The sequence below is a fragment of the Pantoea sp. ACRSB genome (assembly GCF_022346905.1).
GTDB classification, from domain to species: Bacteria; Pseudomonadota; Gammaproteobacteria; order Enterobacterales; family Enterobacteriaceae; genus Pantoea; species Pantoea piersonii.
In genome coordinates this window covers 191,225-204,047 of record NZ_JAKRNL010000005.1, presented here as the reverse complement: position 1 = coordinate 204,047, position 12,823 = coordinate 191,225, and the positions used below count along the sequence as shown (strand labels likewise).

11 protein-coding genes are annotated in these 12,823 nt (G+C 56.2%); 8 read left to right on the top strand and 3 right to left on the bottom strand.

Annotated elements, in window-relative coordinates; genetic code table 11:
• Positions 1-189: 189 nt before the first annotated feature.
• Both MHZ89_RS16215 and speA read right to left on the bottom strand, forming a co-directional pair.
• Positions 190-966: an EAL domain-containing protein gene (locus MHZ89_RS16215; RefSeq protein ID WP_311783873.1), complete on the bottom strand. Its 777-nt coding sequence runs from the start codon at positions 964-966 to the stop codon at positions 190-192.
• Positions 967-1,670: 704 nt separating this feature from the next.
• The gene (speA, locus tag MHZ89_RS16210; protein WP_311783872.1) at positions 1,671-3,647 is read right to left on the bottom strand and encodes a biosynthetic arginine decarboxylase; all 1,977 of its coding nucleotides are present in this window, start codon (positions 3,645-3,647) and stop codon (positions 1,671-1,673) included.
• 809 nt (positions 3,648-4,456) lie between these two features.
• Between speA and metK the strand changes: the two genes are divergently transcribed.
• From metK to ruvX, 8 genes are all read left to right on the top strand, one after another.
• Positions 4,457-5,608, top strand: a complete 1,152-nt coding sequence (metK, locus tag MHZ89_RS16205) for a methionine adenosyltransferase (protein ID WP_311783871.1) — start codon at positions 4,457-4,459, stop codon at positions 5,606-5,608.
• Between the two features lie 433 nt (positions 5,609-6,041).
• A complete protein-coding gene (locus MHZ89_RS16200) occupies positions 6,042-7,439 on the top strand; it encodes a sugar porter family MFS transporter (RefSeq protein ID WP_311783963.1) in 1,398 nt (465 codons plus the stop codon).
• A 119-nt stretch (positions 7,440-7,558) separates the two neighbouring features.
• On the top strand, positions 7,559-8,071 hold the full coding sequence (locus MHZ89_RS16195; protein ID WP_311783870.1) for a SprT family zinc-dependent metalloprotease: 513 nt from the start codon (positions 7,559-7,561) through the stop codon (positions 8,069-8,071).
• Positions 8,072-8,148: 77 nt separating this feature from the next.
• Positions 8,149-8,856 (top strand): deoxyribonuclease I, encoded by a 708-nt coding sequence (gene endA, locus MHZ89_RS16190; RefSeq protein ID WP_311783869.1) that lies wholly within the window; start codon positions 8,149-8,151, stop codon positions 8,854-8,856.
• Between the two features lie 73 nt (positions 8,857-8,929).
• Positions 8,930-9,661 carry a 16S rRNA (uracil(1498)-N(3))-methyltransferase gene (gene rsmE / locus MHZ89_RS16185; protein WP_311783868.1) on the top strand — a complete coding sequence of 244 codons (732 nt, stop codon included), beginning with the start codon at positions 8,930-8,932 and terminating at the stop codon, positions 9,659-9,661.
• A gap of 115 nt (positions 9,662-9,776) precedes the next feature.
• Positions 9,777-10,721 carry a glutathione synthase gene (gene gshB, locus MHZ89_RS16180; RefSeq protein WP_120454573.1) on the top strand — a complete coding sequence of 315 codons (945 nt, stop codon included), beginning with the start codon at positions 9,777-9,779 and terminating at the stop codon, positions 10,719-10,721.
• Positions 10,722-10,802: 81 nt separating this feature from the next.
• The gene (locus MHZ89_RS16175; protein WP_120454575.1) at positions 10,803-11,366 is read left to right on the top strand and encodes a YqgE/AlgH family protein; all 564 of its coding nucleotides are present in this window, start codon (positions 10,803-10,805) and stop codon (positions 11,364-11,366) included.
• Positions 11,366-11,782 (top strand): Holliday junction resolvase RuvX, encoded by a 417-nt coding sequence (ruvX, locus tag MHZ89_RS16170; RefSeq protein ID WP_081140873.1) that lies wholly within the window; start codon positions 11,366-11,368, stop codon positions 11,780-11,782. Before MHZ89_RS16175 ends, ruvX begins: the two co-directional genes overlap by 1 nt.
• A gap of 9 nt (positions 11,783-11,791) precedes the next feature.
• Here the strand turns inward: ruvX and MHZ89_RS16165 are convergent, their stop codons facing one another.
• On the bottom strand, positions 11,792-12,817 hold the full coding sequence (locus tag MHZ89_RS16165; RefSeq protein WP_311783867.1) for a type IV pilus twitching motility protein PilT: 1,026 nt from the start codon (positions 12,815-12,817) through the stop codon (positions 11,792-11,794).
• Between the last annotated feature and the right edge of the window lie 6 nt (positions 12,818-12,823).

The following is a 12,823-nucleotide window of genomic DNA, read 5'->3' as shown; positions in this document are numbered from 1 at the left end:
CCCTGAGATCCCGGTTTAGCCGTGAATAACGCTGTGTGCTATTCACTCCCCTCTTTGTCGACCCCATCCTTTTGACGAAATCGCTCTGAGCCGTGTTGAGTCTTTATCCTGGTGAGGGAATCACTTTTATTTGTTTTAATAACCGCAATGGGTTTGCCCGCTTCCGTAATAACGAGAGCAGGCGGCATATCACAAAAAGTTTCGGTAGTTTATTGTTGCGGCCTGTTGTTTTTTTAGCGTTCTGGACAGCGGTCTTTTTACTGGTTCATCAATAAAATCATCCAGATAGACCGAATTCCAGCAGCGACCTTGTAAACCCACCGCCTGTTTGTTCGCCGTCAGCGCCAGCTGCTGCTGCGTATCAACGCCCTGAATGATGACGCCCTTGCAGAAATCGTTGACGTGATTGAGCAACGTATCGAAGGCGTAGCCTGTGCCATATTTCCAGAAGAAACTTCGGCTGGTTTTTACATATTCAAATATGCCGCTGCTCAGCATAGATAAGGTCGAACTGCCTGCGCCAAAATCATCAAGCCATAATAACGCCGGGGTAATACCCGCCAGTTTTTGCAGCAGCAGGCGATCGGCGGCGTGATAACGCGCAGTGAAAAAGGCGGAAATTTCGAGGCGTAACAGAGGCAGCTGGTCGAGTTTTTGCTGAACCGCGTGGTTATTCAGAATGCCGCGAATAATATCGCTGTCGATATTAAGGCTGAGAATATGCGAGAAGCCCGATTGATAGAGCGCGTCGATCCGTTCGAGCTGTAGCAGAAACAGCTGCCATTTTTCCGCCTCAAGCAGGCAGTCAAACAGGTGGTGACCGCTGTCGGCATCTGCCTGACCGGCACTCTCGTTACCCTGCATGGAGCGCGTCAACAGCTCCCACGCCATCACTTCCCCGGAAAGGGCATGAATCGGCTCGAGCAGAAAGACGTAATGCTGACGAAGATTTAGTTGGCGACCCATTCTGCTGCTACCTGATCCACCCGATAAGTCAGCCACCTGAAAACAGCAACGGAAATGTCAGGAAAACTTATGCGACCGTTAAGAAAACCCAGAAGAATCTTAACACCTTAACCAGATGCTAACGTACAACTTACATTTTGAAAAATAGATTTAAGCCAAACCAGAAGAAATTTTCGATAGCCAAAACCAATCAATAATGAATTTTAAAGCGTTGTTTTAAGATATAAGAATCATAAAGCATGCTTAAAATTAATTGTTGACTCGAACTTGACGAATTCACTATTATTTACTCTATTGATTTTAATATAAAATAATTTATGGCATTACCCATAAACATCACTTTAGCTGATAAATTTTACTGGAAGATAACGCTCCAATAGATTCCAGTAAAATCTTAAACCGAGCCACGTTTTTAAATTGCGCTTTAGTTATAACCTTTAATTTTTATAATGTATAAAGGGTAAATAAGGGCGTCATACTCGACGTTAATTTAACAATCAAGCCAGACTCAAACGACGCGGCTGGTAACGCCTCGTTTTTTCAGAAAAATTAAGCGGCGCAGAAATGGCCTACAAAATGAGTGGGTTTTCAGAAAATTAATGCAGCACTAAACGGTGACGAAGATCACAAAAGCAGTAAAAGGTGGAAAAAGCAGGCGGGAGAGAGAAAAACTGAGCCTCTGACGAGGCCCAGCGTGAAGCTATTTATTCATCTTCGAGATAGGTATAGCCGTACAGACCACTCTCAAACTCTTCGAGGAACTGCGCGCGCAGCTCGTCGTCAATATCGGTCTCTTTAACCTGATTGCGGAACAGCGTCATCAGCTCGTCTGGATTAAGCTGCACATACTCCAGCATATCCGCTACGGTGTCGCCCTCATCCGACAATTCCACTTCCACTTCGCCATCCGCACGCGCATAGACGTTAACCGCCTCGGTGTCGCCGAACAGGTTGTGCATATTGCCGAGGATCTCCTGATAAGCGCCCACCATAAAGAAGCCGAGCATCGGCGGGTTCTCAGGATCGTACTCTGGCATCGGCATCGTGGTGGCGATACCGTCGCCATCAACGTAGTGGTCGATAGTGCCGTCGGAGTCACAGGTGATATCCAGCAGCACCGCGCGGCGCTCCGGCTTTTTATGCAGCCCTTCCAGCGGCAGCACCGGGAACAGCTGATCGATACCCCAGGCATCCGGCATCGACTGGAACAGCGAGAAGTTAACGTACATCTTGTCCGCCATGCGCTCCTGCAGCTCGTCGATAATCGGACGGTGCGCGCGGTTGCTTGGATCGAGATGCTGCTGAATATAGTGGCAGATGCTGAGGTAAAGCTGTTCCGCCCAGGCGCGCTGCGACAGATCGTAAGTACCGGAGGCGTAGCCGGTATGAATATCGTGGAGATCCATCTGGCTGTCGTGCAGCCACTCGCGCAGCGAACGACGCACGTTTGGTTCGTGCATCTCCTGCCAGGTTTCCCACATGCTGAGGATCGGGCGCGGCGCATCTTCCTGCGGTGCCTGCGGCGTAATGAACTCGTTACGCTCGACGCCGATAATGTTGGAGACCAGTACGGTATGGTGCGCGGTCACGGCGCGACCCGACTCGGTGATCACCGTTGGGTGCTCCAGGCCATGCTCCTCGCAGGCATCGCCAATTGCCCAGATTACGTTGTTGGCGTATTCGTTCAGACCGTAGTTAACCGAGCAGTCAGACTGCGAACGCGTGCCTTCATAATCGACGCCCAGACCGCCGCCGACGTCGAAGCATTTTATATTGACGCCGAGCTTAGCCAGCTCAACGTAGAAACGCGCCGATTCGCGCACGCCGGTGGCGATGTCGCGAATGTTAGCCATCTGCGAGCCCAGGTGGAAGTGCAGCAGCTGCAGGCTGTCGAGACGGCCCGCGTTGCGCATAATCTCTACCAGCTGCAGCACCTGCGACGCCGCCAGGCCGAACTTCGATTTTTCGCCGCCGCTCGACTGCCACTTGCCGGAGCCCTGCGACGCCAGGCGCGCGCGGATGCCCAGGCGCGGCACCACGTTCAGACGCTCGGCCTCTTCCAGCACCAGGCGCACTTCGGTCATCTTCTCAATCACCAGATAGACTTTGTGGCCAAGTTTTTCGCCAATCAGCGCCAGACGGATATATTCGCGGTCTTTGTAGCCATTACAGACGATAACCGTACGGGTTTTACCGGCGTGCGCCAGCACCGCCATCAGCTCCGCTTTCGATCCCGCTTCAAGACCCAGCGGTTCGCCGGAGTTAACCAGCGATTCGATTACGCGCTTATGCTGGTTGACCTTAATGGGATAGACCAGGAAGTAGTCACCGCGGTAGCCGTAGGATTCGCGCGCGCGCTTGAACGCCGCGTTAATGGAGCGCAGGCGATGCTGTAGAATCTGCGGAAAGCAGAACAGCGCGGGCAGACGCTGGCCCTGGGCCTCGCGCTCTTTCACCAGATTAGCCAGATCGACGCGCAGCGTCGGCTCATCCGGATTTGGACAGACGCTGACGTGGCCGAGTTCGTTGACGTCGTAGTAGTTATTGCCCCACCAGGCAACGTTATAGGTACGCAGCATTTTGCTGGCATCCTGGTCGTTCATTGCAACCTCCTGCATCGAGCGGAGCACACCCTGTTCGCCAGCTGACGAACCCTTGATAGTCTTCATGTCGTCAGACATCACGAACCTCTAATTTCTGTTGGAATGTGAAACAGTTACGCGCTTTCGTCACGCTCTGTCTGTTAATGAGTTGCCGCATAAAACGCTTTGCCCCGTCTGCCTGACGGCGAAGTCAGGATCAAAAAAGCATAAAACTAAGTGTAAAACACCCAGGCCCGTTACGTGTAAATGGACCGCGAATGCGTTACGACGTTCACCAACGCGCGCTGGCCGGTAAGAGTCAATAAGGACGTACAGATTAACCGGCGCGCATGTCGGGCGAATGACCGCAACAGGAGATACGTCGGCAAATCAGAGAAAAGGCAGGAAAGGAGAACGCCAGCGCGCCGGTAGAGCGCAGAGAACCGCAAGAGAGGAAAGCGTGGTTCATTACTTCTGTCACCTCCACACATGTTTTCGCATGTGGAAACAAACTGGGTGAACGTCAGAGAAGCTCTGACAGTGGCTACGCGCGGCGGCGGCGTCCCGATGGATGCGCCAGGGCAGCAGCGGCGTTTTATACCGCCTGACGGCTAAAAATGCAAAGCGTTTCGCTGGTTTGGCGCCGTTTCGCGTCACGTTTTTTTGCCAGGCGGCGGGTTTTCGAAAAATGCGGAAACAGAAAAAGGGCTGGCATTTCGTTCACGCCTTAACCTAAAATAGCCGTCCAGATGGTTTTCCATCTAAACTGGTTAACATCCAGGCGTTTTACATCTGACATACTGACACTTCTTAAACTGCTCGCGGCTTTGCCTGAAGGGGCGTCAAGTAAGTTCAACTCACTTACGCTATGCAGTCGAATTCAAACCATTTGTAAGGTAAAGAACAGAATGGCTAAACACCTTTTTACGTCCGAGTCCGTATCAGAAGGACATCCTGATAAAATCGCTGACCAGATTTCTGACGCCGTACTGGACGCTATCCTCGAACAGGATCCCAAAGCGCGCGTGGCCTGCGAAACCTACGTAAAAACCGGTATGGTGCTGGTTGGCGGTGAAATCACCACCAGCGCATGGGTCGATATCGAAGAGATCACCCGTAATACCGTACGTGAAATCGGTTATGTTCATTCCGATATGGGCTTTGACGCCAACTCCTGTGCCGTACTGAGCGCCATCGGCAAGCAGTCGCCTGATATTAATCAGGGCGTTGACCGCACCGATCCGCTGGAACAGGGCGCGGGCGACCAGGGTCTGATGTTCGGCTACGCCACCAACGAAACCGACGTGCTGATGCCAGCGCCGGTAACCTATGCGCACCGTCTGGTACAGCGTCAGTCTGAAGTGCGTAAAAACGGCGCGCTGCCGTGGCTGCGTCCGGATGCGAAAAGCCAGATCACTTTCCAGTATGACGGCGGCAAAATCGTCGGCATCGACGCGGTGGTGCTCTCAACCCAGCACGCGGAAGATATCGATCAGGCCACCCTGCGCGAAGCGGTAATGGAAGAGATCATCAAGCCGGTATTGCCGAGCGAGTGGATCAACGCCAACACTAAATATCATATCAACCCGACCGGACGCTTCGTTATCGGCGGCCCGATGGGCGACTGCGGCCTGACCGGACGTAAAATCATCGTCGATACCTACGGCGGTATGGCGCGTCACGGCGGCGGCGCTTTCTCAGGTAAGGATCCGTCAAAAGTTGACCGTTCCGCAGCCTACGCGGCGCGCTATGTCGCGAAAAACATCGTTGCCGCTGGCCTGGCCGACCGCTGCGAGATTCAGGTCTCCTACGCTATCGGCGTCGCGGAACCGACCTCCATCATGGTGGAAACCTTCGGCACCGAGAAGATCTCGACCGAACAGCTGACCCTGCTGGTGCGCGAGTTCTTCGACCTGCGTCCTTATGGTCTGATCCAGATGCTGGATCTGCTGCAGCCAATCTATAAAGAGACTGCCGCTTACGGTCACTTCGGCCGCGAACATTTCCCGTGGGAAAAAACCGACAAAGCCGCTCAGCTGCGCGAAGCCGCAGGCCTGTAAGGTTTTTCTCGTCAGGCTCTCCTGCTCTACCGGGGAGAGCCTTGTTTTTTAAGCCCCTTTTCTTCTCCCTTCTCCCACCGTCCAGCAACTTTTCTTTTCTCAACTACACTTCTGACACCCGTCAACAGCAAGCGTGTTACCGATTACAAATTGAAACGCTTTATTTATCTGCTATTTAGGATTTAGCCGCCGTGGTTATTCGGCTGAAAATGCGTTATTTTCAGCGTCCTCTGATAGCCGATTATTGACGCCATGTCAGAAACTTAACAGATGCTATACCTTACTGGTTACTTAACCTTTTCGGGCTGAATATGCTGAATTTCAGGGTTTCAGCGTGTGTAAGCGATTACATTAGCGTGATCGCCCTCACTTTTTCCCCGAAAAAGGTTTTTTAACATTGATAACAACAATGATGGATAAACTCGGAGGCAAAATGCCTGGCAATACTCACAAAAGCAGAACCTCAAACAAGGCGATGACCTTGTTTGTCTGCTTTCTTGCGGCCCTTGCAGGCCTGTTATTTGGACTGGATATCGGCGTTATTGCGGGCGCGCTGCCGTTTATCGCCAAAGACTTTAACGTTACCGCACACCAGCAGGAGTGGATCGTCAGCTCCATGATGTTCGGCGCGGCCGTCGGCGCTGTTGGCTCCGGCTGGATGTCGTCACGTCTCGGTCGTAAAAAGAGCCTGATGGCGGGCGCTATTCTGTTTGTTATCGGTTCGCTCTGGTCCGCCATGGCGCCAAACCCGGAAATGCTGATCGTTGCGCGTGTGGTGCTGGGCCTGGCCGTCGGCGTCGCCTCCTATACCGCTCCGCTTTATCTCTCTGAAATCGCCCCGGAAAAAATCCGCGGCAGTATGATTTCGCTCTATCAGCTGATGATCACCATCGGTATTCTCGGCGCTTACCTCTCCGACACGGCCTTCAGCGCGTCCGGCGACTGGCGCTGGATGCTGGGCATCATCACTATCCCGGCGGTGCTGCTGCTGGTAGGCGTCTTCTTCCTGCCTAACAGCCCGCGCTGGCTGGCGGCTAAAGGCGATTTCCGCGACGCCCAGCGCGTGCTGGATCGCCTGCGCGACACCAGCGAGCAGGCGAAACGCGAGCTGGAAGAGATCCGCGAGAGCCTGAAGATCAAGCAGTCCGGCTGGCAGCTGTTCCAGAGCAACAGCAATTTCCGTCGCGCGGTGTTCCTCGGCGTGCTGTTGCAGGTCATGCAGCAGTTCACCGGTATGAACGTCATCATGTACTACGCGCCGAAGATTTTTGAGATTGCTGGCTTCTCCAATACCACCGAGCAGATGTGGGGCACCGTGATCGTTGGTCTGGTCAACGTGCTCGCGACCTTTATCGCCATTGGTCTGGTGGATCGCTGGGGCCGTAAGCCGACGCTGATCCTGGGCTTCCTGGTGATGGCAGCGGGTATGGGCGTACTGGGCACGATGCTGCATATGGGCATCCACTCACAGGGCGCGCAGTACTTCGCTATCGCCATGCTGCTGATGTTTATCGTCGGCTTCGCCATGAGCGCCGGCCCGCTGATTTGGGTGCTGTGTTCGGAAATCCAGCCGCTGAAAGGCCGCGACTTCGGTATTACCGTCTCTACAGCAACTAACTGGATCGCCAACATGATTGTCGGCGCGACCTTCCTCACCATGCTGAATACGCTGGGCAACGCGCCGACCTTCTGGGTCTATGGCCTGCTGAACGTCTTCTTCATTCTGCTGACGGTTATGCTGATCCCAGAGACCAAAAACGTCTCGCTGGAGCATATCGAACGCAACCTGATGTCAGGCAAGAAACTGCGCGATATCGGTTCAAACAACTAATCTTTGGCGGTTAGCGGGCCACCATACCCGCGCCGCATATAAGCATTTAAAGGCGGGCCTTGCGGCCCGCCTTTTTTATTTGATTGAGTTCCCTTTCGCCGCCGCTTATCCTTTTCTGCATGAAAACGCCCCGACTTCCTATCGCCCTGCAGCAGGCAGTAATGCGCTCGCTGCGTCATTTTTTACAGCTTGCCAGCGACAGGCTGGAACGTCCTTTTGCTGAACCGGCGCTGGTCTACCAGCAGCGCGGTACGGCGGCAGGCACCGCCTGGCTGGAAAAGTGGGAGATTCGCCTGAATCCGGTGCTGCTGATAGAAAATCAGCAGGCGTTTATCGAAGAGGTGGTGCCGCACGAACTGGCGCACCTGCTGGTATGGAAAGTTTTTGGCCGCGTGCCGCCACACGGCAAAGAGTGGAAGTGGATGATGCAGGAGGTGCTTGGCGTGCCCGCCCGCCGCACCCATCAGTTTGAGATCGCCTCGGTGCGCGCCGCTACTTTCCCCTACCGCTGCGGCTGCCAGCAGCATCACCTTACCGTCCGGCGCCACAACCGCGTGCTGCGCGGTGAAAGCGAGTATCGCTGCGTGCGCTGCAAAAGCCTGCTCAAACCCGGCGACTATTCGCCAGCCTGAGCGGAATTCTCATTCCGCTCGCCGCGCCGTTCTGCTACCCTGCCGCCCTTTTTTACCGACCGAGTAGGCTCTGAAAAATGTCTCGCAAACTTATCGCCGCCATCGCGCTGCTGCTCTCCCCTTTCGCCGCCCAGGCAATCTCGCTGAACGATTATCATCAGAATAACTTTCAGCAGGCGAAAACCTTCGCTGCGGCGATTAACGCCGATGCGCCCGGCTCCTTTTACTGCGGCTGTAAGATTAACTGGCAGGGTAAAAAGGGCGTGCCCGATCTCAACAGCTGCGGCTATCAGGTGCGAAAAAACGCCAACCGCGCCGGTCGCATCGAGTGGGAGCATGTGATGCCCGCCTGGGAATTCGGCCACCAGCGCCAGTGCTGGCAGAACGGCGGCCGTAAAAGCTGCAGCAAAGACGCCGACTATCGCCGTATTGAAAGCGACCTGCATAACCTGCAGCCCGCTGTCGGCGAGGTGAACGGCGATCGCGGCAATTTCCCCTACAGCCAGTGGAACGGCGGCGAAGGCCAGTACGGTCAGTGCGCCATGAAGATAGACTTCAAAAACAAACAGGCCGAGCCGCCTGCTCGCGCTCGCGGCGCCATTGCGCGCACCTACTTCTATATGCGCGACCAGTATCATCTGCGCCTGTCGCGCCAGCAGACCCAGCTTTTCACCGTCTGGGACAAACTCTATCCGGTCTCTCGCTGGGAGTGCGAACGCGACCAGCGCATCGCGCGCGTACAGGGCAATCACAATCCTTATGTGCTGCAGGCTTGCCAGCGTTAAAAACAGTGCCCTACACTAACGTCTTCTCGATTCCGCCGCGCCGGGTGCGCGGCGCTTAGCTTTCAGGGCCTGTATGCGCATACCTCGCATTTATCATTCCGAACCTTTAACCAGCGGCAGTGAAATCACGCTGGACGAAGACGCTTCAAATCACGTTGGCCGCGTTCTGCGCATGACCACCGGCCAGCGTCTGGAGCTCTTTGATGGCACTAATCTGACTTTTGCGGCAGAGATCACTCTTGTAGACAAAAAGCGTGTAAAAGTAAGTGTCCTTGAAGGCCAGCCCGACGATCGTGAATCGCCCCTGTTTCTGCACCTCGGCCAGGTGATGTCGCGCGGCGAAAAGATGGAGTTCACTATCCAGAAATCGATTGAGCTGGGTGTGAGCGTTATTACGCCTCTCTTTTCCGAACGCTGCGGCGTCAGGCTTGATGCCGAACGGCTGGCGAAAAAACTCCAGCAGTGGCAAAAGATCGCTATCGCCGCCTGCGAACAGTGCGGCCGCAATCGCGTGCCGGAAATCCGTCCGGCGATGACGCTGGAGGCCTGGTGCGCAGAAGCCGACGACGGCCTGAAGCTGAACCTGCATCCGCGCGCGCAGCACAGCATCAATACGCTGCCGCAGCCGGTTGAGCGGGTACGCCTGCTGATTGGCCCGGAAGGCGGCCTGAGCGCCGAGGAGATCGCCATGACCGGCGAGTACGGTTTTACCGATATTTTGCTCGGCCCGCGCGTTTTGCGTACGGAAACGACCGCACTCACCGCAATTACGGCACTCCAGGTGAGGTTTGGCGATCTCGGCTAGGGAATAATCAGGGTTTATATTAAGACGCGCACAGCACTTACTGGCGTCCTGACTGGTCAGCCTGCGCTGACCGCACAGAACGGGGCGGAAAAACCGCCTCTCTGAGGAGAGAATAATGATTAAACTTGGCATCGTTATGGACCCGATCTCGTCCATTAACATTAAAAAAGACACCAGCTTCGCCATGTTGCTGGAAGCACAGCGCCGCGGTTACGAAATTCACTACATGGAGATGGCCGATCTCTCTCTGCGCGGCGGCGTTTCTTATGCCCGCACTCGCCTGCTGAGCGTCGAACAGAACTATGATAAGTGGTATGAGTTCGGCAGCGAGCAGGAGATCAAACTGGCCGATCTCAACGTGATCCTGATGCGTAAGGATCCGCCGTTCGACACCGAGTTTATCTACGCGACCTATATTCTGGAGCGCGCCGAAGAGCAAGGCACGCTGATCGTCAACAAGCCGCAGAGCCTGCGCGACTGTAACGAGAAGCTCTATACCGCCTGGTTCTCAGAATTTACGCCGGATACGCTGGTGACGCGCAGCAAAGAGAAACTGCGCGCCTTCTGGCAGGAGCATGGCGACATCATTATGAAGCCGCTGGACGGCATGGGTGGCGCGTCGATTTTCCGCGTTAAGCAGGATGACCCGAACTTCGGCGTGATCACCGAGACGCTGACCAACCACGGCCAGTTCTTCTGTATGGCGCAGAACTATCTGCCAGCCATCAAAGAAGGGGACAAACGCGTGCTGGTGGTAGACGGCGAGCCGGTGCCTTACTGCCTGGCGCGTATCCCGCAGGGCGGCGAAACGCGCGGCAACCTGGCGGCAGGCGGTCGTGGCGAAGCGCGTCCGCTGAGCGAAAGCGACTGGGAAATTGCCCGCCGCGTCGGCCCGACGCTGAAAGCAAAAGGACTGATTTTTGTCGGCCTGGATATCATTGGTGATAAACTCACTGAAGTGAACGTCACCAGCCCGACCTGCGTGCGTGAAATCGAAGCCGCGTTCCCGATCTCCATCACCGGTATGTTGATGGATGCTATCGAGAAGCGTCTGGGCTGAGCATGACCCTGGAGCCAGGCTCCGTGATCAACCCAAACCGGCGCATACCCGCGCCGGCTATTTTTGGTACATCGAGTGAGAATGAATTTACAGCATCATTTTTTGATTGCCATGCCTTCACTGCAGGATCCTTTTTTCAAGCGCTCCGTGGTCTATATCTGCGAGCACAATGAAGAGGGGGCGATGGGTTTGATTATCAACAAGCCGATGGAAAACCTGACGGTCGAAGGCATTTTAAAGAAGCTGAAAATCACCTCCGGCGAGCGCGATCCTGCGGTTCGTCTGGACAAACCGGTATTCAGCGGCGGCCCGCTGGCTGAGGATCGCGGCTTTATTCTTCACTCCGCGCAGCGCACCTTCTCGTCCAGCATCCGCATCTCCGACAACACGGTGATCACCACCTCGCGCGACGTGCTGGAGTCGCTCGGCACTGCTTCGCAGCCGGAGCATGTGCTGGTGGCGCTGGGCTATTGCGCCTGGGAGAAAGATCAGCTGGAAAACGAGCTGATGGAGAACGCCTGGCTTACCACACCTGCCAACAGCAATATTCTGTTCCAGACGCCGATTGCCGATCGCTGGCGCGAAGCGGCACGCAGCATAGGCATCGATATCCACAGCATCGCCAGCGATGCGGGACACGCCTGATGACGACGCAAACCCTGCTGGGCTTCGACTTCGGCACGAAAAGCATCGGCGTGGCGGTTGGTCAGCAGCTTACCGGCAGCGCCCGTCCGCTTGCCGCGCTGAAAGCACAGGACGGCACCCCGGACTGGCTGCAGATAGAGCGCCTGCTGAAAGAGTGGCAGCCCGATTTCGTTGTGGTCGGCCTGCCGCTGAATATGGACGGCACTGAACAGCCGCTCACGGCGCGCGCGCGTAAGTTCGCCAGTCGCCTGCATGGCCGCTTCGGCGTTCGCGTCGAGCTGCAGGATGAGCGCCTCAGCACCGTAGAGGCGCGCGCCGGTCTGTTTGAGCGCGGCGGCTATCGCGCGCTGAATAAAGGCTCGGTGGATTCGCAGTCGGCGGCGATTATTCTGCAGGACTGGTTCGAAACTCACTGAGACGCCAGCTCAGGCGGGCCACCCGCCCTCGCCCGTCTCGGTCGCAATCAGCCCTTCCCGCTGGCGCGCCAGCAGGCTCTGCTCAAAGGTCTGCATACCGGCCTGCGCGCCGGTTTGCAGCAGCGCGCCGATTTGATGCAGCTTGCCGTCGCGGATCAGGCTGGCAATGGCGGGCGTGGCGATCAGCACCTCAAACAATCCGATGCGTTCGCCGTCGCGCGACGGCACCAGCTTCTGCGCCATCACCGCTTTCAGGCTACCCGCCAGCTGGGTGCGCACCAGATTTTTCTCCTCCGCTGGAAAGGCATCCACCAGACGATCGACCGCCTGCGCCGCGCCGCGCGTATGCAGCGTGGCGAGCACCAGATGTCCGGTTTCGGCGGCGGTAAGCGCCTGGCGAATGGTGTCGCCGTCGCGCAACTCGCCCAGCAGAATAACGTCGGGGTCTTCACGCAGTGCGCCGCGCAGCCCAAGGCTGAACGAAGCGCAGTGCGCGCCGATCTCGCGCTGCTGGATCAGCGAGCGCTGGCTCTGGTGGATAAACTCGATGGGATCTTCCAGCGTAATAATATGCTTTGCCTGCTGGCGATTGATGGCGTCAACCATTGCGGCGAGCGTGGTCGATTTTCCGCTGCCGGTCGCGCCGGTTACTAAAATCAAGCCGTTATCCATTTCCAGCCAGCGCGGCACCGCAGGCGGCAGGCGCAGGCTTTCCAGCGTCGGACAACGGGTCGCCAGCGTACGCAGCGCCAGCGACAGCCCCTGCCGCTGGACAAACAGATTGCCGCGCAGCCGCTGACCGCTGGCAAGGGAGAGCGCGAAGTCGGTTTGCCCCTGCGCCGCCAGCTCATCGCGCTGCCGCAGCTCCAGATATCGCCCGGCGAAGCGTTCCAGCCAGTCGGCCGTCAGCGGCGCGAGATCGGGGATGCGCTCCAGCCTGCCGTGGCGTCGCCAGCGCGGGGAATGTCCGCTGCACAGGTGCAGATCGGCGGCATTATGTTTTACACTAAGCGCCACCATTTCTTCCAACTCCATAGACAG